Here is a 22076-nt window from a genome sequence, read left to right as displayed (position 1 = left end):
CCGTACGGCCGGCGCCGCAGCGACCGGAGCCGGGGGCGGCACCGGCCAGCGGGCGACAGGACGAACGAGAGGAGCAGCCAGGTGGATCTGGGTATCGCCGGGAGGGTGGCGCTGGTGTCCGGCGCGACCAGCGGGTTGGGCCGTGCCGTCGCGACCGCGCTGGCCGCCGAGGGCGCCCGGGTGGCGATCTGCGGCCGGGACGAGGCGCGGCTCGCCGCCGCGGCCGAGCAGGTGAACGACGCCGCCGCGGCGTACCGGGCCCGCTCCGGCGGCGCCGCGCGGCCGGCCGCCGGCGCCGGGCGGCCGGTGCGTGATCCGGTCCGGGCGGACCGGGTCGACCTGCGGGACCACGACGCGGTACGGCGCTGGGTCGATACGGTCGCGACCGACCTCGGCGGACCGGACATCGTGGTCAGCAACGCGGGCGGGCCGCCCGCCGGCCCGGTCACCGCGTTCGACCTGGCCGCCTACCGGGACGCCGTCGAGCTGTGCCTGCTCGCGCACATCGGGTTCGTCCAGGCGACGCTGCCGCGGCTGCGGGCCGCCGGCTGGGGTCGGATCCTGCTCGTCGCCTCCGAGACGGTCCGCCGCCCCCGCCCGCAGTACGGGCTGTCCAACACGGTGCGGCCGGGCCTCGTCGGCTACGCGAAGTCGCTGGTACCGGAGATCGGGCCGGACGGCGTGACGATCAACGTGCTGGCCCCCGGCTACCACCGCACGCCCGCGCTGACCCGGCAGTTCGACGATCCGGCGGCGAGCCTGGCGCGGATCGCCGCCGGTGTCCCGGTCGGCCGGGTCGGTGACCCGGCCGATTTCGGCGCCACCGCCGCCTTCCTCGCCGGCAACCAGGCCGCCTTCATCACCGGCAGCACCATCCTCGTGGACGGCGGCGCCTCCCTCTGACCCACCCCTTGCTCCCCGCGAGGCGGCCAGGCGGTGCCCGACCCGATCACCGTGCCCCGACCCGCGAGGCGGCCAGGCGGTGCCCGACCCGATCACCGTGCCCCGACGTTCCGAAGCGAGCCAGGCGATGTTCGACCCGATCACCACGCGGGGTCGAACAGCGAACAGAGGTGGCCTTCACCCCGCCGGCCGCGCACCCGCAGGCTCAGAGCAGGGCGGACAACTCGGCGCAGGTGTCGCCCGGCACGGTCTTGAGCCGGGCCACCGCATCCACCAGCGGCACCAGCTCGATCTGGGTACCGCGCAGCGCCGACATGGTGCCGTACTTGCCGTTCCGGATCGCTTCCACGGCCCGCCCGCCGAGCCGGGACGCGAGCACCCGGTCGTACGCGGTGGGGGTGCCGCCGCGTTGCAGGTGGCCCAGCACCGTGGTGGTGACCTCGCGGTCCAGCCGGCGGCCGATCTCGGCCTGCAACTGCCGCGCGATGCCGGCGAACCGGCGGTGCCCGAACTGGTCGATGTACCCCTCGTCGAACGGCATGGTGCCCGGCGCCGGGGTGGCGCCCTCGGCGGCGACGACGACCGCGAAGTTGTCGCCCTCGTCGAACCGGCGGCGCAGCCCGGCGCACACCTGCTCGATGTCGAACGGCGTCTCCGGGGTGAGGACCTGGTGCGCGCCGGCGGCGAGCGCCGAGTGCAGCGCGATCCAGCCGGTGTGTCGGCCCATCACCTCCACCACCATCACCCGCTGGTGCGACTCGGCGGTGGTGTGCAGCCGGTCGATCGCGTCGGTGGCGATCTCCACCGCGGTGTCGAAGCCGAACGTGACATCGGTGCAGTCGATGTCGTTGTCGATCGTCTTCGGCACCCCGACCACCGGGATGTCGTGCGAGGACAGCCAGTGCGCGGCCTGCAGGGTGCCCTCGCCGCCGACCGGGATCAGCGCGTCGATGCCGTTGGCCGCCAGTACGGTCCGGATGGTGTCGATGCTGGCCCGCAGCGTGTCCGGGTTGACCCGGGACGAGCCGAGGATGGTGCCGCCGCGGGCGAGGATGCCGCGAACCCGGGCGGGGTCCAGTTCGACGTGGTGATCTTCCAGCACCCCGCGCCAGCCGTCCCGGAAACCGGTGACCTGCCAACCGTGGTCGCGCACCGCGCGCAGCACCACCGCACGGATCACCGCGTTGAGGCCGGGGCAGTCGCCACCGCCGGTCAAGATACCGATACGCACCTGGATGTCCCTTCTTCCGTCGCGGCTGCCAGCGGTCACCAACAGCCGCCGGGGCGGCACGGCGCTGTACCGGTCACGTTCGCGAACCAGGGTAAGGGCTGGCCGGGCAGTGCTGGCAGTGTGCCCGGACACGTTGGAGGCCGCGTCGAACGAACGTCGAGCGGCCCCCGTACCCACCGGACGAACCGGCTCCGATCGGCCGGAACGGTCAAGATCTTCCGGTACCCGCCGGCTCGGCCCGGTCCACGGTCACCGGGGCGGCCGGGCGTGCCGGCGCGCCGGTACGCCGCAGCAGGGTCACGCCGAGGGCCAGCGCGGCCAGCACGAGGCCGCCGGCCACCACGAACGCCACCCGGTACCCGGCGGTCTGCGCCGCCGCCGCACCGGTACCGGCGGCGACCAGCTGCCGGGTGTGCGCCGCCGCGACGGTGGACAGTACGGCGAGGCCGAGCGCACCGGCGATCTGCTGCACCGTGTTGAACAGCCCGGACACCACGCCCGAGTCGGCCGGGTCGCCGCCGGACATGGCCAACCCGGTCAGGGCCGGCATCGCGGTGGCGAACCCGGCGCCGAGCACGATCAGCGCCGGCAGCAGCACCGGGTACCCGTGCTGGCTGGGCAGCTGGGCGAGGATCGCGAAACCGAGCACCACGGTGGCCAGGCCGGCGGCGAGCATCCGGACCGGACCGAAGCGGGCGACGAGCCGGCCCGACACGCCGAGCGACACCACCGCGATGGTCAGTGAGGCCGGCAGCAGCGCGAGCCCGGTGTGCAGCGGGTCGTAGCCGAGCACCTCGCGCAGGTAGAGCGCCACCAGGAACTGGAACCCGAACATCCCGGCGATCATCAGCAACTGCACCGCGTTGCCGCCGGCGACGGACCGTACCGCGAACACCCGCAGCGGCAGCAACGGTGTCCGGGCGCGGGCCTGCCGCAGCACGAAGCCGGCGAGCAGCACGACCGCGCCGGCCGCGGTACCCAGCGTGTACGGCCAGGGCTGCTCGGTGGACCGGACGATGGTGTACACGCCGAGCATCAGCCCGGCGGTGACCAGTACCGCGCCGGCGGCGTCGGCGCCGGCGCGCAGGCCGAGTCCGCGTTCGGCCGGCAGTACCCGGATCGCGAGTGCCGCGGCGGCCAGCCCGATCGGCAGGTTGACCAGGAAGATCCAGTGCCAGCCGACGGTCTGGGTGAGTACCCCGCCGGCGATGGTGCCGATCGACGCGCCGCCGGAACCGACGAAGGTGAAGGCGCCGATCGCGCGGGCCCGGTCGCCCGGCCGCTCGTACAGCGTGACGAGCATGCCGAGCACGACGGCCGAGGCGAGCGCGCCGCCGGCGCCCTGGATGAACCGGGCGGCGATCAGCATCGCCTGGTCGACCGCGGCGGCGCACAGCGCGGAGGCGGCGACGAACGCGACCAGCCCGGTCACGAAGACCCGCTTGCGGCCGATCAGGTCGCCGATCCGGCCGGCCAGCGGGAGCAGCCCGCCGAACCCGATCAGGTACGCGTTCATCACCCACGCCAGGTTCGCCGGGGTGAAGTCGAGCGCGTCGGAGATCGTGGGCAGTGCGACGTTCACGATGGTGCCGTCGAGGATGACCATCAGCTGCCCGGCGCACAGGACGACCAGGGCGAGCAGTCGACCGCCGGCGCGGCCCGGCGGTACGGGTGTGGCGCCACCGGCGCGCGGGGACGTGGACATCGTGTTGCCTCCCAATGGTGCACGACTTGTTACAGGGGCCATCGTGTGTGACCATCAGGTCGTGCGGAAGGAGGCACATCGATGTCACGGAGTACCACCGATGTACCAGGCCAGGTCGTCGACTGCCCCACCTGCACCGTGCGTGAGGTACTAGACAGGGTCGGCGGCAAGTGGAGCATCGGCGTGCTGGTCGAGGCGGTCCGCGGACCGGTGCGGTTCACCGAGCTGGAGCGCACCATCACCGGCATCAGCCGCCGGATGCTCACCCTCACGCTGCGCAACCTGGAGCGCGACGGGCTGCTCACCCGCACCGTGCACCCCACCGTGCCGCCGAAGGTCGAGTACGCGGCGACGCCGATGGCGCTGGAGCTGCACGACGCGCTGTTCACCCTGACCAGCTGGGCGGAGCGGCACCGGGACGACATCGCCGCCGCCCGCACCACCTACGACGCGGCACACTGACCCCTGCCGCCGGCGCCTGGCGACCCGCCGCCGTCGGTACCGGGGGCGCGGCGCAGGGGTGGCCGGCGGGCCCAGGTCGCCCAGCGCCAGAGCCACTCCAGCGGGCCCTGCCGGTACCGGCGCAGCCAGAGCGTGCCGAACACCCACTGCGCGGCGAGGATGCCGCCGGCGATCGCCAGCACCGTCGTCGACGACCAGTTCTCCGGCCGGCCACCCAGCACCGGCGCGGTCAGCCGGACCAGCACGGTGGCGGTCAGGTAGTTGGTGAGCGCCATCCGGCCGAGCGGGGTGAACGCGACCCGCAGCGCCGGCGCCAGCGGCGTACCGAGCAGCGCGACCAGCCCGCAGCAGTAGCCGCCGGCGGTGAGCAGCCCGGCCAGCGCGAACGCCCGCGGCCCGCCGCCCACCAGCTGAACGAACAGCACCGGCGCGGTGGCCACGGCGAACCCGAGCAGCAGCAGCCGGGGGGCGAGGCGGGCCCGGTCCAGCCGGTCCACCACGCCGTACCGGGTGAGGGCCGCGCCGGTCAGGAACAGCCCGGGGATCAGCGAGAAGAAACCGGTGCCGACGACCAGGCCGGCGGCGAGTGCCGGTACCGCCAGCGCCGCGGCCAGCCAGCGCGGCCCGAACGACACGGGCAGCAGTACGGCCAGCCCGCCGACCGCGTAGACGGCCAGGATGTCGCCCTGCCACAGCAGCAGGTGGTGCGCCAGCCCCAGCGCGAGCAGGACGAGCAGCCGGCGCAGCAGTACCACCCGGGGGCGGGCGACGCGCCGCGCGGCCGAGCGCAGCAGCAGGGTGAAGCCGATCCCGAACAGCAGCGAGAAGATCGGGAAGAACCGCTGGTCGAACAGCAGACCCGGCCATGCCGCCGCGCCCGTGTCACCGTGCAGAACCCGGGCGCCCGCGTTGGCGATCGGCTGCACGTTGACGACGAGGATGCCGCACACCGCGAACCCGCGCAGCACGTCCAGCGCGGAGATCCGGCCCGCCGGCCCGGTGCTGGGGGGCCGCGTGGTTGCCGGCGGGGCGGGTACGGAGCGTGATTCGAGAGGCATGCCGGCCATCGTCGGCGCGGCTGCCGGCGGGCCACATCGGTCCGAAGCACGGCCTCGGCGGCCCCGCGTCGTACTTCTGACCGGTTCGGCCGGGGACTCGGCTGCGTACCGTGATCGGCGTGACGGAACGGGCGGGGGTCGGCGCGCTGCGGTGGGCAGGCCGGGCCGGGTTGGCCGCGCTGCTCGCCGCCGGTCTCACCGTCCAGGCGGTCGGCATCGCTGCCAGCTGGGGCGGCGGGTACTGGATCTTCGACGTCGCGGTCGGCGCGGTGGCCGGGACGGCGGCGGTGTGCCGGCACCGGAGCCGTACCGTCGCCGCGGCGGTCGGGCTGGCGGCGGCCACGCTGGCGGTACCGGTGGCGCTGGTCGCCGGGCTGCCCCGGGAGCCGAGCCCGACCCTGGCGCTGGCGCTCGCGGTGCTGGTCGGCGCCGCGGTACGGGCGCTGCCGCCGCGCCGCGCGACCGGGGTCGCGGCGGCCGGGTTCGCGGTGGCGGCGGGCAGCTGGTCGGCCGCGCTGGTCGTCGCGCCCGGCGGCACGAACCTGGTGCTGCTGGACGGCGTCGGGTTCCTCGCCGCGGTGGCCGGCGGGCTGCTGCTGCGGCTGCTGGACCTGCGCCGCCGCGCCGTCGCCGAGCAGGTACGCCGGGACGAGCGGCTGGCGCTGGCCCGCGAGCTGCACGACGTGGTCGCCCACCACGTGACCGGGATCGTGCTGCACACCCAGGCGGCCCGGCTGGTCGGGGCGGACGGGGAGCGGCTGGACGAGGCGCTGGCCCGGATCGAGACGGCGGGTGCCGACGCGCTCACCGCGATGCGCCGGGTGCTCGGCCTGCTGCGCGACGACCGGGACGCCGGGGAGGCCGACCCGATGCCGGTCGGCGTGGCGCAGCTGCGCACCCTGGTGGGCCGGTTCGGCGCGCACGGCCCGGCGGTACGGCTGGTGCTGCCGGACGCCGAACCGGGCTGGCCGGCGGAGGTGTCCAGCACGGTGTACCGGCTGGTGCAGGAGGCGTTGACGAACGTGGCGCGGCACGCGGTGCAACCCGCCGAGGTGGTGGTACGGGTGACCGAGGACGGGCCGCACCTGACGGTGACGGTGACCGACGACGGCGCGCCGGGCCGGCCGCGCCGCCGGCCCGGCGGGTACGGCCTGCTGGGTATGCGGGAGCGGATCGAGGCGCTCGGTGGCACCCTGCGCGCGGGTCCCCGGCCGGACGCCGGCTGGTCGGTCGTCGCCACCGTGCCGGTACCGGCGGGTGAGCCCGGGTGAGCATCCGGGTACTGCTGGCCGACGATCAGGCGATGGTGCGCGGCGGGTTGCGGATGATCCTGGAGGCGCAGCCGGACATCACCGTCGTCGCGGAGGCGGCCGACGGGATGGAGGCCGTCGAGGCGGCGCGCCGGTTGCGGCCGGACGTCTGCCTGGTCGACGTCCGGATGCCGCGGCTGGACGGCATCGAGGTGACCCGGGCGCTGGCCGGTCCGGCGGTACCGCGGCCGCTGAAGGTGGTCGTGGTGACCACGTTCGACCTGGACGAGTACGTGTACGGGGCGCTGCGCGGCGGGGCGGTCGGCTTCGTGCTCAAGGACGCCGGGCCGGTGCTGCTCGCCGAGGCGGTCCGGGCCGCGCACCGGGGGGACGCGCTGGTGTCGCCGTCGGTCACGCTGCGGCTGCTGCGCCGGCTGGCCCCGGTGGCGCGGCCGGCGGGTCGGCCGGGCCGGCCGCTGTCCGACCGGGAGCTGGAGGTGGTCCGGGCGATCGCCCGGGGCCGGACGAACCGGGAGGTGGCGGCCGAACTGTTCATCTCGTTGAGCACGGTCAAGAGTCATGTGGCGGGCATCCAGGCGAAGCTCGGGCTGCGCAACCGGGTGGAGATCGCGGCGTGGGCCTGGGAGCACGGCCACCTCGACCCGCCCTGACCGGTACCGGCCGGCCCGTACCGGTCGCGGCCGGGACCGGGCGGCCGGACCGGGCGGCCGGACCGGGCGGCCGGACCGGTCGCGGGCACGGCCGGGCGGACCGGGCCGGGCGGGCGGCGCGGCGGTCCGGGTGGCCGGGGTCCGACCGGGCCCCGGCCGGGTGCCGGTCAGCCGCAGTGCGACCAGTCGCTGGTCCACGACAGCAGGGCGTAGGTGTCGCCGCTGACGTGGTAGGTGGCGTCGCCACCCCACTTGATGCAGGTGCCGGGCGCCGACCGGCGGACCGGGCCGGCGTACGAGTTGTAGTACGACTCGTCCGAGGTCTTGCTGGATCCCTCCGGCTGGACCCAGGCGCCGGTGATCGTGCCGAAGCTGGTGAGCTGGAACTTCTCGGTCACCACGCAGTCGGTGGATCCGTTGTAGGACAGGTAGATGACCGCCACGGTGCTGCCGTTGTGGGACAGCGTGTGCGAGTCGATGTTGTGGTAGTTGTCGCCGCACAGCGCGCTGGCCGAGTAGGCGAGCGCGGGGGACGGCGCGACGACCGCGCCGAGGCCGACCGCCGCCACCGCCGCGGCGGCGCCGACCGCGATCTTGCGGGTCATCTTCTTCATGGTTTCTCCCCACTGGGTTCCGGTCCGATCCGTTGAATGATCGGCCCGGCCGCATCGATCCGTTTCGATCGACACGTGTCGGAAAACGCACACTGTCTGGTTTCTCGCACGGATCGCGGCGTGTCGTTCCGGGCGCCGGCCCGGCGGTCGGCCGGCCGTACCCTGCGGTGGGTTGCGGATGTTGGAACGTGGGGCAGGATGTGCGGAGACGTTCGATCAAGGAGTACGAATGGCTGTGCGGACGACGCGGGTCGGCGGTGACCGAACCGGTGACAGGGTCGGCATCGAGTACGACGACGAGGCACGGGTGTGGCTGCTGCGCACCCCCGGTACGGCATACGCGGTGACCTGCCCGCCCGAGGTCACGGTGCACCGCCAGCAGCTGCCCGACGTGCTGCTGCATGTGTACTGGGGCGCCCCGGTGACGCTCGCCGACGCGGTGCAGATCGCCACCGTGCAGCGGTCCCGGTGGAGCCGCCGCGGGTTCGAGTCGCCGCTGGACGGTGCCGAGGAGTACCCGGTGGCCGGCGGGCTGCGGTTCGCCCGCCCGGCGCTCGCCGCCCGGTTCGCCGGCGACGCGCGGTCCGTGGAGTGGCGGCTGACCGGCAGCAGCGCCACCCGCGACGCGGGCGTGCACGAGCTGACGCTGGAGTTCGCCGACGCGTACTTCCCGCTGGCGGTCGCGGTGCACTACCGGATCCGCGGCGACAGCGACGTGATCGAGCGCTGGGTGACCGCGACCAACACCGGCAGCGCGGCGATCGACCTGGACCGGGTCGACTCGGCGGCGTGGACGCTGCCGGAGTGGGACTCGTACCGGTTGTCGCACCTGGTCGGCCGGTGGAGCGCGGAGACCCAGCTGCGGCGCCAGGAGCTGACCGAGGGCACGTTCGCCACCGGCAGCCGTCGCGGCATCACCAGCCACCACGCGAACCCGTGGTTCGCGCTGGACGACGGTACCGCCACCGAGCGGTCCGGGTCCGTCTACAGTGGAGCGTTGGCGTGGTCGGGCTCCTGGGAGTTCGCCGCGCAGCGGCTCAGCCACGGCGGCATGCAGGTGCTCGGTGGCCTCGGGCACGACGGCTTCGGGCCGTACGTGCTGGCGGCCGGCGAGTCGCTGGACACCCCGGTGTTCGCCGGACTGTACACATCGGACGGGTTCGGCGCGGCCAGCCGTGGCTGGCACGACTACACCCTGCGGCAGGTGCTGCCGAACGCCGACGCCGATCGCCCGGTGCTCTACAACTCCTGGGAGGCAACGGGTTTCGACGTCGACGAGCAGAACCAGAAGGCGCTGGCGGCGCGGGCGGCGCGGATCGGCTGCGAGCTGTTCGTGATGGACGACGGCTGGTTCGGCGCCCGGACCAGCGCCGAGGCCGGGCTCGGCGACTGGCACGTCAACCCGGACCGGTTCCCGAACGGGCTGGCTCCGCTGATCGACGAGGTGCACCGGCTCGGCATGGACTTCGGGATCTGGGTCGAGCCGGAGATGGTCAACCCGGACTCGGACCTCTACCGGGCGCACCCGGACTGGGTGTACCACTTCCCGGAGCGCACCCGGCACCAGATGCGCAACCAGCTGGTGCTCAACCTGGCCCGGCCGGACGTCGCCGAGTGGATGTTCGGCCAGCTCGACACCCTGCTGTCGGACCACGACATCCAGTTCGTCAAGTGGGACATGAACCGCGCCTTCACCGAGCCCGGCTGGCCGTCGAACGCGGACAACCCGGCGCAGCTGTGGACCGACCACGTGCACAACCTCTACGCCGTACTGGATCGGCTGCGCGCCGCGCACCCGGGCGTGGCGTTCGAGTCGTGCTCCGGCGGCGGCGGCCGGGTCGACCTCGGCATCCTCGCCCGCACCGACCAGGTGTGGACCTCGGACAACACCGACGGGCCGGACCGGCTGATCATCCAGCACGGGTACAGCCAGCTGTACCCGGCCCGCGCGATGTCGTGCTGGGTGACCGACGTGCCGAACTTCCTGGATCCGCGCACCGTCCCGCTGCGGTACCGGTTCCACGCCGCGATGGCCGGCGTGCTCGGCGTCGGCGGCGATCTGTCCGAGTGGTCCGACGCCGAGCTGGCCGAGGCGGCGGACCTGATCGCCGAGTACAAGAAGGTCCGCTCGATCGTGCAGCACGGGCGGTTGTACCGGCTGCGACCGCCCTCCGAGGGCCTGTCCGCGGTGCAGTACGTGACCGCCGACCGGGCGCAGGCGGTGGTACTGGCGTACCTGGGTGCGCAGCGGTTCGGGCAGCGGCCACCGGTGCTGCGGCTGGACGGCCTGGACCCGGCCGCGCGGTACCGGGCGAGCGGCTTCGACGTCGAGTTCACCGGCGCGGCGCTGCACGCGTACGGGCTGCCGGTGCGGTTGAACGGCGACTACGACAGCGTGCTGGTGCACCTGACCCGGATCGACGGCTGACCGCTTGACCTGGACCGCGGTCCAGCATCCAGACTTCCCCTGCCAGGCGGACCACCCGGGCCGCCCGGCAGCACGAGCGAGAGGGAAGCTGGCCATGAAGTACCGCACGATCGGGACGGATCCCGCCACCCGCCGCGAGGTGAGCGTGCTCAGCCTCGGTGCCATGCTGATGGGCACCCAGACCGACGAGGAGACCTCGTTCGCCATCCTCGACCGGTACGTCGAGGCCGGCGGCACGTTCATCGACACCTCGAACAACTACGCGTTCTGGGTCGACGGCACGCAGGGTGGGGAGAGCGAGGCGCTGCTCGGCCGGTGGCGGCGCAGCCGCGGCATCGGCAGCGAGGTCGTGATCGCCACCAAGCTCGGCGCCCGGCCGCTCGCCCCCGGCACCAGTTTCGTGGACAACGCCGAAGGGCTGTCCGCGCAGGTCGTCCGGGAGTCGGCGGCTGCCAGCGCGCAGCGGCTCGGGGTGGACCGGATCGACCTGCTGTACGCGCACATCGAGGACCGGGCGACGCCACTGGAGGAGACCGTCCAGGCGTTCGGTGAGCTGGTGCGGGACGGCAGCGTCGGGCTGCTCGGGGTGAGCAACCACCGGTCCTGGCGGGTCGAACGGGCGCGCAACCTGGCCGCCGCGCGCGGCCTCGCCGGCTACGAGGTGCTCCAGTACCACCACACCTACCTGCGGCGGCGCACCGACGTACCCAGCCGGCTGGCCCAGACCGGGACGGCCGGCCCGGACCTGCTCTCCTACGCCGAGGAGAACCCGGAACTGGCGCTGGTGGCGTACTCGCCGTTGCTGGCCGGTGGCTACACCCGGGCCGACAAGCCGCTCGGCGTCGAGCTCGACCACGCCGGTACGCCGCCCCGGCAGGAGGCGCTGAAGCAGGTCGCCGCGCAGACCGGCGGCACCGTCAACCAGGTCGTGCTGGCCTGGCTGATCGGCGCGGCGCTACCGGTGATCCCGCTGGTCGGCGCCTCGTCGGTGGCGCAGCTCGACGAGAGCCTGGCCGCCGTCGACCTCGACCTCACCGAGGATCAGCGCGCCCTGCTCGACGCCACCAACTGAGCGCCGGGTCGAACGAGCCGTCGCTGCCACGACGGCTCGTTCGACCGCCAGCCCAGACCGGTACGGGCCGCGCGGGCCCGGCACGGCGCGGGTCGGTCGTCGGTTCCGGCCGGGCCGGCTGTCACTGCAGGTTGGTGCGGGCCTCGGCGAGGTGGGCGGCGATGCCGTGGGCGCCGGCGGCGGCGCACAGCCGGTCGCCCTCGTCCAGCAGGGCCGTCGCGTCCGCGCGGCGGCCCTCGGCGTGCGCGAGATACGCCAGGCCGACCAGGTTGGCGGCCACCCCGGCGTCGAAGTGCAGCTCGCGGCGCAGCACCGTGGACCGCTCCAGCAGGTCGCGCGCCGCGGTCAGGTCGCCGCGCCGCTGGGCGGCGATGCCGAGGTGCCGCAGCGGGTACGACAGGGTCAACCGGTCGCCGGCGGCCTCGGCCAGCTCCACGGCGCGTTCGAACAGCGGCACCGCGGTCTGGTCGTCGCCGCGCACCACCTGGTGCACGCAGCCGACCCAGAACAGCGCCTCGGCCTCGCCGCGGGTGTCGCCGAGCTGGCGGTACCCGTTCCGCGCCTGCTCGAACAGCGGCAGCTCGCGCGGATCCTCGCCCGGGTCGGTGTCTCGCCGGGCCAGGAACCGGGCGTGCAGCAACCGGCCGCGGTGCAGCGCGACGTCCGCGTCCAGCGCGTCCAGCTCCCGTTCGGCCGCGTCCAGTCGGCCGGGGTCCCCGCCGAACACGGATCGCTGGTACGCGTCGTTCGCCGCCGTCAGCCGCTCGTCCATCACCATCGCTCCATCTTCGCCGCCGTCCACGCCGAGCCGGGAGCCGCGGTCGGCGGGTCGGGCGCACCACGCCAGACCGGCCGGAGCCGGCCTCAGTTGGCGGTGCCGGCGGGATGGTCGCCGAGGCCGGGGCCGTGCGAGACCAGGCCGGGATGCTGGACCAGGAACCGGCCCACCGTGTCGCCCCGCATCGCGGCGAACAGCTGGTCGTCGACCGGTTGGACGAGGCCCTCGTTCCCGTCCGGCAGGGTACGGTGCGCGACCTGCAGCGGGGTCAACCTGGCCGGCGTGATCCGGCGCAGCGCCAGGGCCAGGTCGGTCAGCCGGTAGCCGTTGAGGTCCATGGTGAGCGCCCGGCTGGTGGCGTCGAGCAGCCGGTTGAGCTTCACCGGGTTGGTGAGCACGCCGGTACTGGTGGCCCGGGTCAGGATCTGCCTGAGGTACTGCTGCTGCATCCGCTGCCGCCCGTAGTCGGAGTCGGCGTAGGCGTACCGTTGCCGGACCAGCTCCAGCGCCCGGGTGGCGTCGTAGTGGTGGCAGCCGGCGGTGAACTTCTCGCCGCGCAGGCCGGGCTGCCGGGACACGAACGTCTTGTCCACGCACAGCCGGACCCCGCCGAGCTCGCGGGTGATGGCCTTGAACCCGGCCCAGTTCGCCAGCGCGGCGAGGTCGAAGTGCGCGCCGGTGAGCTGCTGCACGGTGGTGTTCAGCAACTGCATCCCGCCGGCCACGTCGCCCGAACCGCGCATCCCGTACGGGAACGCCGCGTTGATCTTCGTGGTGCTGTCGCCCTTGCCGGTACGGGCGTCGGCCGGGATGTGCACCTCCAGGTCGCGCGGGATCGACAGCAGGTACGCGCGGTCGAGCGACGCCGGGACGTGCAGCCACATGATGGTGTCGGTGCGCGGCAGCTCGCCGGTGGTCCGCCAGCTGCTGCGCATGTCCGACCCGGCCAGCAGGATGTCCAGCGGCCCGGTCACCGTGCTGCCGTGTCGTGACCGGCCGGCCCCGTGCGGGCCGTCGCCGAGCAGGTCCTGCTGGCTGACCGCGTGATCGAGCCGGTTCGAGGCGATCACGGTGCCGGCATAGGCGCTGCCGCTGCCGATGGTCAGGACGATCCCGATGATCAGGCACAGCCGGGCCCAGAACGGACTTCGGCGTTTCCGTCTCCGGATTCGCATGGCGATCGTGACCTTCCCCGCCGCCCGCCGTCGCCGGTGACGGGCGCACCGCTGCACGGGCCCGACACGTTCCACCACCGGGCGCGGGGTTGCGGGTGATGCTGGGCCGAACTGTCCCCGATTCTCCCACCGGGACGGGGCCGCCGCCGGGGACCGGCGCGATCTCCACCGGATCGGGGCCGGGGCCGCGGCGGGCAGCAGGGCCCGCCCGCCCGCCGTACTGTGGGGGAGTCGTAGACGCCGCCCGCCGTACGGGGTCGTGGCCCGACGAGGAGACCGCCGTGACCGGCACCGCGCTGTTCGCCGCCGTGTTCCTGGCCTGCCTGGTGGAGTCGGTCGAGGCGCTGACCATCGTGCTGGCCGCCGGTACCGGGCGCGACTGGCGGTCCGCCGGGATCGGCCTGGCCGGCGCGCTGGTGGTACTCGCGGGCATCGTCGCCGCGCTCGGACCGGCCCTGCTGTTCGTGCCGCTCGCCGCGCTGCGCACCGCGGTGGGCGGCCTGCTGCTGATCTTCGGCCTGCAGTGGCTGCGCAAGGCGATCCTGCGGGCCAGCGGTGACCGGGCCCGGCACGACGAGGCGGCGCTGTACCAGGCGCATCTGGTGCGGCTGCGGCAGACCGCACCGCGGCGGCGGCTGGGCGTGCCCGACTGGTACGCCTTCACGCTGTCCTTCAAGGGAGTGCTGCTGGAGGGGCTGGAGGTCGCCTTCATCGTGCTCACCTTCGGCGGCAACCAGCACGACGTGCCGCTCGCCGTGCTCGCGGCCGGTTGCGCGGCGGTCGCCGTCGCGGCGGCCGGCCTGGCGGTACGGGCGCCACTGGCCCGGGTCCCGGAGAACACCATGAAGTTCGTCGTCGGCATCATGCTCACCGCGTTCGGCATGTTCTGGGGTGGCGAAGGCGTCGGCGCCCGGTGGCCCGGCGGCGACGCCGCACTGCTGGTACTCGTGCCCGGCACCGCCGCCTTCGCGCTCACCCTGGTCGCGTTGCTGCGGCGGGCCGCGGCCCGCGCGGACCGGGCCGTCCCCGCGACCGAACCGGGCGGGAAGCCAGCATGATCGGCAGGCTGCGGGCCATCGGCGCCTTCTGGTACGACTTCGTCGTCGGCGACGACTGGCGGATCGCCGTGGCCGTGGTCGCCGCGCTCGGCGCCACCTACGGCGTGTCCCGGCTCGTCCCGGCGTGGTGGCTGCTGCCGGCCGCGGTCGGCCTGGTGCTGCCCTGGAGCCTGGTCCGGGCCCGCCGCCGGCCGCGGGGGAGCGGCAGTGCGGCGGTCAGGCGCCGGGGGTGATGAAGCCCGACTCGTACGCGAGGATGACGGCCTGGGTGCGGTCCCGCGCGGCGAGCTTGGCCAGGATGTTGCCCACGTGCGTCTTGACCGTCTCCACCCCGAGGTACAGCTCGGTGGCGATCTCGGCGTTGGACAGCCCGCGCGCCATCAGCCGCAGCACCTCGCCCTCCCGCCCGGTCAGCTTCGCGGCGGCGAGCCGGTCGCCGCCCCCGGTCTCCGCGGACCGTCCGGCCAGGGTACGGATCGCGGCCGGGAACAGCAGCGAGTCGCCGCGCGCGACGGTCCGCACCGCCTGCACGATCTCGTCCGGCCGGGCCCGCTTGAGCAGGAAGCCGGCGGCGCCGGCGCGCAGCGCCTCGTACACGTAGTCGTCGTTCTCGAACGTGGTGACCACCAGGATCCGGGGCGGATCGTCGAACCGGTCGACCAGCGACCGGGTGGCCTGGATGCCGTCCACGTCGGGCATCCGCACATCCATCAGCACCACGTCCGGCCGGGTCGAGCGGACCAGCGGGAGTACCTCGGCACCGTCGGCCGCCTCGCCGACCACGGTCATGTCCGACTCGGCGCCGAGCACGGCGGCGAGGCCGGCGCGCACCAGCGGCTCGTCGTCGGCGAGCAGGATCCGCAGCGTCATGCCGTTCCTCCGGTGGTCCCGTGCCCCAGCGGCAGCCGGACCGCGACCCGCCAGTCCCCGTCGGCCGGCGCGGCGGTCATGGTGCCGGACAGCAGGGCGACCCGCTCGGCGATACCCGCGAGGCCGCGACCGCCGGTCGGCCGGGTCGGTGCGGCCACTGTGGACAGTCTGTTGGTCAACTCCAGCTCCAGCTCGTCGTCGGTCAGCCGCAGCCGCAGCCGCACCGGTACCCGGCCGGCGTGCCGCAGCGCGTTGGTCAGGCATTCCTGCACGATCCGGTACGCCTCCCGGGACACCACCGCCGGCACCCCGGTGATGCGGTCCGGCACGGTCGCCCGGACCGGCACGCCGGCGGCCTCCGACGCGGACAGCAGCGCGGGCAGGTCGTCCAGGGTGCGCTGCGGGGCGCGGGGCGCGGACTCCTCGCGCAGCAGGCCGAGCACGTGGTCCAGGTCGGCGAGCGCGGCCCGGCCGGTCTCCTCGATCGCGGCCAGCGCGCGCCGGGCGAACTCCGGATCGCTGTCCAGCACCCGCCCGGCCGCGCCGGCCTGCAGGGTGGTGACGGTCAGCGCGTGGCCGACCGAGTCGTGCAGTTCCCGGGCCAGCCGGTTGCGCTCGGCCAGCCGGGCGGCGCTCGCCTGTACCTCGGCGAGCCGCTCCGCCGGGGACGGCCCGAGCAGCGGCGCCGCGATCCGTGCCATCGCGGCGCCGACACCGGCGGTGAGGTAGCCGAACACCAGCACGGTCGGTACGACCAGGAGCAGCAGCCAGGCGCCGGCCGTGCCGGTGGGCAGCCCCGGCAGCAGCGGGCGGGTGGTGAACGGCGCGGTCGCCAGGGTGATCACCCAGGACGCCGCGGCCAGCAGCGCGGCGCCGACGACCGCGCCGGCGACCAGGTGCAGCAGGAACCAGAGCGCCGCGCGCCAGCGGGCGTCGAAGTCGCGCGGCGCGGGCAGCGGCTCCGGCAGCGGTACCTGCAGCAGGTTGCGGGCCGCGGCGCCCTCGACCACCCGTACCGCGGGGAGCAGCCCGAGCAGCGCGGGCGGCCCCACGGTGACGGCCAGGAACACCGGCGCCGCGAGCGGCAGCGGCAACCCGCCGACCGTGACCGCGTTGAGCACCACCGCGTCGAGGGACGCGAACGCGACCGCCAGCCCGCTGCCGAGCAGCAGGAACACCAGCCGCTGCCGGGTGCTGTGCGCGGTCAGCGGCCGTACCACCGGTGACCGGGTCGCTCGCATGCCGCCATTGTGCCGGTACCGACCCGCGCCTGCCCCGCCGCCGAGCGGGAACCGGCTCCCTCGCGCGGGGGAGCCGTTCTCGCCGCCCGGGCGGGTCACCGCGGCATGCTGGGGGGATGACGACAATCGCGGTACTGGGTACCGGAATCATGGGGCTGCCGATCGCTGCCAACCTGCTCGACGCGGGCTTCCCGGTGCGGGCCTGGAACCGGACGGAGGCGCGGGCCCGGCCGCTCGCGGACCGTGGTGGGGTGGTCGCCACCACGCCGGCCGAGGCGGTCCGCGGCGCCGACATCGTCCTGACGATGCTCGCCGACGGGCCGGCGGTGCGCGAGGTGATGGCCGGGCTCGACGAGGAACCCGGCGCCGGCCGGTTGTGGATCCAGGCCAGTACGGTCGGCGCCCGGTACGCGGACGAGTTCGCCGGCCTGGCCGCGGCGCACGACCTGACGTACGTGGACGCGCCGGTGCTCGGCACCCGGCAGCCCGCCGAGCAGGGTGCCCTCGTCGTGCTGGCCTCCGGTCCGGACGACGCGCGCGAGCGGTGCACGCCGGTGTTCGACGCGATCGGGTCCCGCACCCGGTGGGTCGGGCCGGCGGGCGCCGGCAGCCGGCTCAAGTTGGTGGTCAACTCGTGGCTGGAGACGCTGACCGTCGGCGCCGCCGAGGCGCTCTCGCTCGCCGCCGCGCTGGGCCTCGACCCGCACCTGTTCCTGGACACGATCCGCGGTGGCGGCCTCGACGCGGGGTACGTGCAGGGCAAGGGCGCGGCGATGCTGGCCGGCGAGTTCCCGCCGAGTTTCCCGCTGTCGCTCGCGGCCAAGGACGCCCGGCTGGTCGGTGCGGCGGCCGCCGCGGCCGGGCAGCCGGCGCCGCTCGCCGCCGCGGTCCGTGACCGGTACGAGCAGGCGCTCGCCGACGGCCACGGCGGCGAGGACATGGCCGCCGTGTACCGCGCGTACCACCGCACCCCGCCCCGTTGATCATGGCGTTGGCAGGACGAGCAAGCGCTTACCGAGCAGACAAACCCATGATCGACAGGTCCGGGCGGGTCAACCTTCGATGAGGTAGCGGGGGCCGGGCCCGTCCGAGGCGAGCATGTCGTGCGGGTTGCTCAGCTCGCACTTCTTCAGCGACAGGCAGCCGCAGCCGATGCAGCTGGCGAGCCGGTCCCGCAACCGTTCCATCAGGTGGATCTGCTCGTCCAGCCGGCTGCGCCAGGCGCGGGACAGCCGGGCCCAGTCGCCGCGCGTCGGGGTGCGGTTCTCCGGCAGCAGTGCCAGCGCCTCGCGGATCTCGTCCAGGCTCAGCCCGACCCGCTGCGCGATCCGGATGAACGCGACCCGGCGCAGCTCGCTGCGGGCGAACCGGCGCTGGTTGCCGCCGCTGCGGTCGGACTGCAGCAGGCCGAGCTTGTCGTAGTAGCGCAGCGCGGAGGCGGCGACGCCGCTGCGGGCTGCCAGCTCGCCGATGGTGAGGGTCTCGGGTAGCTCGCTCATGGTGCCAGTCTTCACATCCGGGTTGACTTAAACCTGACTTCAGGTTGCAGGCTACCGGCATGACGACCGCAACGGAAGACCGCCTCGGGTACGACGACCTGCCCGCGCTGCTGACCCGGATGACCGGTGACGAGAAGCACGAACCGAGCGCGACCTCCACGCTGGACGTGCTCTGGGTGCTCTACGACCGGGTACTGCGGATCGACCCGGACACCGTGGGCGATCCGGCCCGGGACCGTTTCCTGCTGTCCAAGGGGCACGGACCCGCCGCGTACTACGCGGTACTGGCCGCGAAGGGATTCTTCCCGCCCAGCTGGCTGGACGACTTCGGTTCGTACGACTCGCCGCTCGGCTACCACCCGGACCGCACCCGGCTGCCCGGCGTGGAGATCTCGTCCGGCTCGCTCGGCCACGGCCTGCCGCTCGGTGTCGGTGTCGCGCTCGGCCTGCGCGCCCAGGGACTCGCGGACGCGCGTACCTACGTGCTGGTCGGCGATGCCGAACTCGACGAGGGCAGCAACCACGAGGCCATCGCGTACGCCGGTGCCACCGGCCTGGACAGCCTGACCGTCCTGGTGGTGGACAACCGGTCCGCGACGCACGGCTGGCCCGGCGGCATCGGCGCCCGGTTCGCCGCGCACGGCTGGTCGAGCGCCACGGTGGACGGTCGGGACCACCGGGCGATCGAGTCGGCGCTGACCACCCCGCTGCCCGGGCGCCCGCACGTCGTCGTCGCCACCGTCGAGAGCAAGAGCTGAGAGGAAACTCCACAATGGACATGCGAGAGACGTTCGTGGCCGGGACGACGGCGATCCTGGACGACGACCCCCGTACCGCGCTGGTGCTCGCGGACATCTCCGCGGCGGCGTTCGAACCGGCCCGGCAGCGGCACCCGGACCGGGTGCTCAACGTCGGGATCCGCGAATCGCTGCTGGTCGGCGTCGCCGGCGGGCTGGCGCAGACCGGGCTGCGGCCGATCGCCCACACCTATGCGCCGTTCCTGGTCGAGCGCGCCTTCGAGCAGATCAAGCTCGACTTCGGCAACCAGGACGGGCACGGCGTGCTGGTCAGCGTCGGCGCCTCGTACGACAACGCGCAGGCCGGGCGCAGCCATCACGCGCCCGGCGACGTCGCGCTGATCGACACGCTGCCCGGCTGGGAGATCCGGGTACCGGGCCATCCGGACGAGGTCGACGCCCTGCTGCGGCAGGCGGTCGGCGGCGACGGCTCGGTCTACCTGCGGCTGTCCACCCGCGGCAACGACGCCGCGCACGCCGGTACCGACGGCCGGCTGGTACCGCTGCGTACCGGTCGACGTGCGGTCGTGGTGGCGGTCGGGCCGATGCTGTCCGCGGTCCTCGCGGCGACGGTCGGCCTGGACGTGACCGTCGCATACACCAACACGGTGCGGCCGTTCGACGCCGCCGGGCTGCGCGAACTGGCCGGTGCGGCCGGCGACACCGTGGTCCTGGTCGAGCCGTACCTTGCCGGCACCTCGGCCCGGGTGGTCGACGACGCGCTGCCCGATCGTCCACATCGGACACTCGGTCTCGGGGTACGGCGGGTCGACCTGCACCGCTTCGGTACCCCGGCCGACCACGACGTCGCGCACGGCCTGACCCCGGACGCCCTGCGGCACGCCATCGCCGACTTCGCCGCGCGCTGACCGCACCCCCCGACCGCACCCCGCACCCCGCACCCCGCACCCCGCACCCCGCACCCCGCACCCCGCACCCCGGGGCCACCCCGACCGCGCACCGACCGCACCACGACCGCACCGGGGCCGACCGTGCACCGCACCGGCGACGGCCCGGTACGCCGGGGCCCGACGAGAAGGGCCCGGCGTACGGGGAGGCGATGGTCAAGCCCGCTGGCGCCGGCTGCGACGCGCGAGGAACAGGGCCGCGAGCGCGACGCCGAGCAGCACGATCCCGACGTTGGCGCCGATCGCGACCCGCACCCCGTGCAGCACGGCCGATCCGCCGACCGCGCCGGCCATCGCCGCGGTGGCGACGGCGGACAGCACCGGGGTGCCCATCGTGATGCCGACCTGCTGGGACATGGTGGCGAGGCCGGAAGCGAGGCCCTGTTCCGCGCCGGGCAGCCCGGAGGTCGCGGTGACCATGAAGCCGACGATGACGACCATGTTGCCCACCCCGCCGACGAACGTGGCCGGCAGCAGCAGCGCCAGCCAGGCCGGTTGGGCTCCGATGAGCAGCAGGGCGCCGGTACCGGCCGCCTGGACGAGGCCGCCCGCGACGAGGGCGACCGTGGGGGAGGTACGGGCGATCAGCCGGGGCGCCGCGATCCCGCCGAGCACGGTGCCGATGCCCAGCACGCCGAAGGACAGCCCGGCGCCGAGCGCGGAGAACCCGAGCGTCTTCTGCAGGTACAGGGTGAGCAGGTAGACGAGCGAGGTCTCGGTGACGAACGCGAGCAGGCCGGCGGTGTTGCCCCACGCCACGGTGCGCCGGGTCAGGATGCGGACCGGTACCAGGGGCTCCGGCACCCGCCGTTCGACCAGATAGAAGACGACGAGCAGGGCAGCGCCGGCGAGCAGGCCGAGCAGCGCGGCCGGGTCGGCGAAGCCGTGTTCGCCGGCCCGGGTCAGCCCGTACACGATGCCCAGCAGGCCGGCGGTGACGCTCAGCGCGCCGGGTAGGTCGAGCCGCGGCCGGGCTGCCGGCCGCGAGTCGGTGACGACCGCCGGTGCGACGACCAGGACGGCCACCGCGACGGGCACGTTGAGCAGGAACGACCAGCGCCAGGACAGCAGGTCGGTCAGCACGCCGCCGAGGATGGCGCCGGTGGTGAACCCGGCGGACATCAGCGCGCCGTTGAGCCCGAGTGCCTTCTGCCGCAACGGTCCTTCCGGGAACGACGTGGTCAGCAGGGCGAGGCCGGCCGGGGTGACGGCGGCGGTGGCCAGGCCCTGCGCGACCCGGGCGACGAGCAGCGTCGGCGGGCTGGTGGCGAAGCCGCCGAGCAGCGATGCGGCGGCGAGGACCGCCAGCCCGGCCAGGAAGATCCGCTTGCGGCCGAGCAGGTCGCCGACCCGGCCGAGCAGCAGCGTGAACCCGGCCGCGGCCAGGGCGAACGTGGTCGCGATCCACTGCAGGTCGGCGAGCGGGAAGCCGAGGCCGGCGCCGATGACGGGCAGCGCGACGTTCAGGATCGAGAAGTCGACGGCCAGCATGAACTGGGCGACGAGCAGCACGACCAGGGTGATCCGGAGCCGGCCGGTCAGCTGGCTCGTGGAGCCGGTGCCCGGGGCGTGCAGGGTGCTGGGTGCGGACATGACGGGCCTTCCTTGACCGATCAGAGAGCGCGATCTAATGGAACTCTGGTTCCGTTAGAGTCCTCACGGTAGCATCGGATCCGGATCTAATGAAACGGGAGTTCCGTTATGACCTACGGCACGTCCACCCCGCCCCCGTCGCCCGGCACGGTCCGGCCCGGTGGCCGCACCGCGCGCGTCCGCGACGCGGTCCTCGCGGCGGCGGGCGACGCGCTCGCCGAGGCCGGCTTCGAGGCGCTGGACCTGGCCGACGTCGCGCGACGCGCCGGGTGCGGAAAGACCACCGTCTACCGTCGCTGGGGCAGTACCTCGGCGCTGGCCGCGGACCTGTTGCGCGACATGGCCGACCAGTCGGTGCACCGGTCCGACCTCGGCAGCCTGGCCGCGGACCTGCGGGCCAACGCCCGGTTGGTGGTCTCGACGCTCACCGATCCGCGGCAGGGTGCGCTGTTCACCGCCCTGATCGCCGCCGCGGCCGGCAACGCGACGGCCGCGGCGGCGTTGCACGGCTTCTACCTGCGCCGCATCGACGAGTGGGCGGGCTGTGTCGTCGCCGCGATCGACCGCGGCGAGGTGCCGGCCGGTACCGATCCGCGGGAGGTCGTCGCGGCCGTCTCGGCGCCGCTCTACTACCGGCTGCTCAACACCGGCCAGCCGCTGTCCGACGCCGTCGCGGACCGGGCCGCCGCCGCGGTCGCCACGGCCGCCATCGCCGGGGCGTACCGCACCGACGCCGACCCGGCCGCCAGCGCGGCCAGCGGCG

Annotated in this window: 21 protein-coding genes and 1 pseudogene; 12 read left to right on the top strand and 10 right to left on the bottom strand. The window is 74.4% G+C overall.

What is annotated here, in order from left to right; genetic code table 11:
* The first annotated feature begins 81 nt into the window (after positions 1-81).
* The gene (locus tag Athai_RS30580) at positions 82-903 is read left to right on the top strand and encodes an SDR family oxidoreductase (protein WP_203964689.1); all 822 of its coding nucleotides are present in this window, start codon (positions 82-84) and stop codon (positions 901-903) included.
* A 205-nt stretch (positions 904-1108) separates the two neighbouring features.
* Here Athai_RS30580 and Athai_RS30575 read toward each other — a convergent pair whose 3' ends face one another.
* Positions 1109-2134, bottom strand: a complete 1026-nt coding sequence (locus Athai_RS30575; protein ID WP_203964688.1) for a 6-phosphofructokinase — start codon at positions 2132-2134, stop codon at positions 1109-1111.
* Between the two features lie 208 nt (positions 2135-2342).
* A complete protein-coding gene (locus Athai_RS30570; protein ID WP_203964687.1) occupies positions 2343-3839 on the bottom strand; it encodes an MFS transporter in 1497 nt (498 codons plus the stop codon).
* A gap of 81 nt (positions 3840-3920) precedes the next feature.
* Between Athai_RS30570 and Athai_RS30565 the strand changes: the two genes are divergently transcribed.
* Positions 3921-4301 (top strand): winged helix-turn-helix transcriptional regulator, encoded by a 381-nt coding sequence (locus Athai_RS30565; protein ID WP_203964686.1) that lies wholly within the window; start codon positions 3921-3923, stop codon positions 4299-4301.
* Here Athai_RS30565 and Athai_RS30560 read toward each other — a convergent pair.
* The gene (locus Athai_RS30560; protein ID WP_203964685.1) at positions 4283-5359 is read right to left on the bottom strand and encodes a DUF418 domain-containing protein; all 1077 of its coding nucleotides are present in this window, start codon (positions 5357-5359) and stop codon (positions 4283-4285) included. The genes Athai_RS30565 and Athai_RS30560 overlap by 19 nt on opposite strands.
* Before the next feature lie 119 nt (positions 5360-5478).
* On the opposite strand from Athai_RS30560, the gene Athai_RS30555 reads away from it, so the two are divergent.
* Together Athai_RS30555 and Athai_RS30550 are read left to right on the top strand one after the other, a co-directional pair.
* Entirely contained in the window at positions 5479-6630 is a 1152-nt protein-coding gene (locus Athai_RS30555) for a sensor histidine kinase (protein ID WP_239157272.1), read from the top strand.
* A complete protein-coding gene (locus tag Athai_RS30550; protein WP_203964684.1) occupies positions 6627-7280 on the top strand; it encodes a response regulator in 654 nt (217 codons plus the stop codon). The genes Athai_RS30555 and Athai_RS30550 overlap by 4 nt, the downstream gene beginning before the upstream one ends.
* A 167-nt stretch (positions 7281-7447) precedes the next feature.
* Here Athai_RS30550 and Athai_RS30545 read toward each other — a convergent pair whose 3' ends face one another.
* Positions 7448-7894: a hypothetical protein gene (locus Athai_RS30545; RefSeq protein ID WP_203964683.1), complete on the bottom strand. Its 447-nt coding sequence runs from the start codon at positions 7892-7894 to the stop codon at positions 7448-7450.
* Positions 7895-8123: 229 nt separating this feature from the next.
* On the opposite strand from Athai_RS30545, the gene Athai_RS30540 reads away from it, so the two are divergent.
* Positions 8124-10322, top strand: coding sequence for an alpha-galactosidase (locus tag Athai_RS30540; protein ID WP_203964682.1), 2199 nt, complete (start codon positions 8124-8126; stop codon positions 10320-10322).
* 94 nt (positions 10323-10416) lie between these two features.
* Positions 10417-11394 carry an aldo/keto reductase gene (locus tag Athai_RS30535; RefSeq protein WP_203964681.1) on the top strand — a complete coding sequence of 326 codons (978 nt, stop codon included), beginning with the start codon at positions 10417-10419 and terminating at the stop codon, positions 11392-11394.
* 121 nt (positions 11395-11515) lie between these two features.
* Here Athai_RS30535 and Athai_RS30530 read toward each other — a convergent pair whose 3' ends face one another.
* Together Athai_RS30530 and Athai_RS30525 are read right to left on the bottom strand one after the other, a co-directional pair.
* The gene (locus Athai_RS30530; RefSeq protein WP_203964680.1) at positions 11516-12172 is read right to left on the bottom strand and encodes a tetratricopeptide repeat protein; all 657 of its coding nucleotides are present in this window, start codon (positions 12170-12172) and stop codon (positions 11516-11518) included.
* 86 nt (positions 12173-12258) lie between these two features.
* Positions 12259-13347 carry an LCP family protein gene (locus tag Athai_RS30525; RefSeq protein WP_203964679.1) on the bottom strand — a complete coding sequence of 363 codons (1089 nt, stop codon included), beginning with the start codon at positions 13345-13347 and terminating at the stop codon, positions 12259-12261.
* Positions 13348-13628: 281 nt separating this feature from the next.
* On the opposite strand from Athai_RS30525, the gene Athai_RS30520 reads away from it, so the two are divergent.
* Together Athai_RS30520 and Athai_RS30515 are read left to right on the top strand one after the other, a co-directional pair.
* Positions 13629-14405, top strand: a complete 777-nt coding sequence (locus Athai_RS30520; RefSeq protein ID WP_203964678.1) for a COG4280 domain-containing protein — start codon at positions 13629-13631, stop codon at positions 14403-14405.
* A complete protein-coding gene (locus Athai_RS30515) occupies positions 14402-14638 on the top strand; it encodes a hypothetical protein (protein ID WP_203964677.1) in 237 nt (78 codons plus the stop codon). Before Athai_RS30520 ends, Athai_RS30515 begins: the two co-directional genes overlap by 4 nt.
* Here the strand turns inward: Athai_RS30515 and Athai_RS30510 are convergent.
* On the bottom strand, positions 14622-15275 hold the full coding sequence (locus Athai_RS30510; RefSeq protein WP_203964676.1) for a response regulator transcription factor: 654 nt from the start codon (positions 15273-15275) through the stop codon (positions 14622-14624). The genes Athai_RS30515 and Athai_RS30510 overlap by 17 nt on opposite strands.
* Positions 15272-16516, bottom strand: coding sequence for a sensor histidine kinase (locus Athai_RS30505; protein WP_203964675.1), 1245 nt, complete (start codon positions 16514-16516; stop codon positions 15272-15274). Before Athai_RS30505 ends, Athai_RS30510 begins: the two co-directional genes overlap by 4 nt.
* Positions 16517-16632: 116 nt before the next feature.
* On the opposite strand from Athai_RS30505, the gene Athai_RS30500 reads away from it, so the two are divergent.
* Positions 16633-17499 (top strand): NAD(P)-dependent oxidoreductase, encoded by an 867-nt coding sequence (locus Athai_RS30500; protein ID WP_203964674.1) that lies wholly within the window; start codon positions 16633-16635, stop codon positions 17497-17499.
* Between the two features lie 69 nt (positions 17500-17568).
* Here the strand turns inward: Athai_RS30500 and soxR are convergent, their stop codons facing one another.
* The gene (gene soxR / locus Athai_RS30495) at positions 17569-18015 is read right to left on the bottom strand and encodes a redox-sensitive transcriptional activator SoxR (protein ID WP_203964673.1); all 447 of its coding nucleotides are present in this window, start codon (positions 18013-18015) and stop codon (positions 17569-17571) included.
* A 119-nt stretch (positions 18016-18134) separates the two neighbouring features.
* Here soxR and Athai_RS30490 point away from each other — a divergent pair, with 119 nt between their 5' ends.
* Both Athai_RS30490 and Athai_RS30485 read left to right on the top strand, forming a co-directional pair.
* The gene (locus tag Athai_RS30490) at positions 18135-18773 is read left to right on the top strand and encodes a transketolase (protein WP_203966488.1); all 639 of its coding nucleotides are present in this window, start codon (positions 18135-18137) and stop codon (positions 18771-18773) included.
* Positions 18774-18793: 20 nt separating this feature from the next.
* Positions 18794-19681 (top strand): transketolase family protein, encoded by an 888-nt coding sequence (locus tag Athai_RS30485; protein ID WP_203966486.1) that lies wholly within the window; start codon positions 18794-18796, stop codon positions 19679-19681.
* Between the two features lie 195 nt (positions 19682-19876).
* Here Athai_RS30485 and Athai_RS30480 read toward each other — a convergent pair whose 3' ends face one another.
* Positions 19877-21313 (bottom strand): MFS transporter, encoded by a 1437-nt coding sequence (locus Athai_RS30480; RefSeq protein WP_203964672.1) that lies wholly within the window; start codon positions 21311-21313, stop codon positions 19877-19879.
* Between the two features lie 108 nt (positions 21314-21421).
* Here Athai_RS30480 and Athai_RS30475 point away from each other — a divergent pair.
* Positions 21422-21997 (top strand): annotated as a pseudogene (locus Athai_RS30475) (TetR-like C-terminal domain-containing protein); the annotation flags it as partial.
* Positions 21998-22076: the final 79 nt, after the last annotated feature.

This window comes from Actinocatenispora thailandica (genome assembly GCF_016865425.1).
Classification (GTDB): domain Bacteria; phylum Actinomycetota; class Actinomycetes; order Mycobacteriales; family Micromonosporaceae; genus Actinocatenispora; species Actinocatenispora thailandica.
The sequence above is the reverse complement of the archived record's forward strand: the minus strand, read 5'-3'. Positions and strand labels throughout refer to the sequence as shown.

Coding starts and splice junctions, on each gene's coding strand:
- Athai_RS30510 (WP_203964676.1), bottom strand. CDS start 15,275: ATGACGCTGCGGATCCTGCTCGCCGACGACGAGCCGCTGGTGCGCGCC.
- Athai_RS30530 (WP_203964680.1), bottom strand. CDS start 12,172: ATGGTGATGGACGAGCGGCTGACGGCGGCGAACGACGCGTACCAGCGA.
- Athai_RS30565 (WP_203964686.1), top strand. CDS start 3,921: ATGTCACGGAGTACCACCGATGTACCAGGCCAGGTCGTCGACTGCCCC.
- Athai_RS30545 (WP_203964683.1), bottom strand. CDS start 7,894: ATGAAGAAGATGACCCGCAAGATCGCGGTCGGCGCCGCCGCGGCGGTG.
- Athai_RS30480 (WP_203964672.1), bottom strand. CDS start 21,313: ATGTCCGCACCCAGCACCCTGCACGCCCCGGGCACCGGCTCCACGAGC.
- soxR (WP_203964673.1), bottom strand. CDS start 18,015: ATGAGCGAGCTACCCGAGACCCTCACCATCGGCGAGCTGGCAGCCCGC.
- Athai_RS30490 (WP_203966488.1), top strand. CDS start 18,135: ATGACCGGTGACGAGAAGCACGAACCGAGCGCGACCTCCACGCTGGAC.
- Athai_RS30485 (WP_203966486.1), top strand. CDS start 18,794: ATGCGAGAGACGTTCGTGGCCGGGACGACGGCGATCCTGGACGACGAC.
- Athai_RS30515 (WP_203964677.1), top strand. CDS start 14,402: ATGATCGGCAGGCTGCGGGCCATCGGCGCCTTCTGGTACGACTTCGTC.
- Athai_RS30570 (WP_203964687.1), bottom strand. CDS start 3,839: ATGTCCACGTCCCCGCGCGCCGGTGGCGCCACACCCGTACCGCCGGGC.
- Athai_RS30535 (WP_203964681.1), top strand. CDS start 10,417: ATGAAGTACCGCACGATCGGGACGGATCCCGCCACCCGCCGCGAGGTG.
- Athai_RS30505 (WP_203964675.1), bottom strand. CDS start 16,516: ATGCGAGCGACCCGGTCACCGGTGGTACGGCCGCTGACCGCGCACAGC.
- Athai_RS30540 (WP_203964682.1), top strand. CDS start 8,124: ATGGCTGTGCGGACGACGCGGGTCGGCGGTGACCGAACCGGTGACAGG.
- Athai_RS30500 (WP_203964674.1), top strand. CDS start 16,633: ATGACGACAATCGCGGTACTGGGTACCGGAATCATGGGGCTGCCGATC.
- Athai_RS30560 (WP_203964685.1), bottom strand. CDS start 5,359: ATGCCTCTCGAATCACGCTCCGTACCCGCCCCGCCGGCAACCACGCGG.
- Athai_RS30525 (WP_203964679.1), bottom strand. CDS start 13,347: ATGCGAATCCGGAGACGGAAACGCCGAAGTCCGTTCTGGGCCCGGCTG.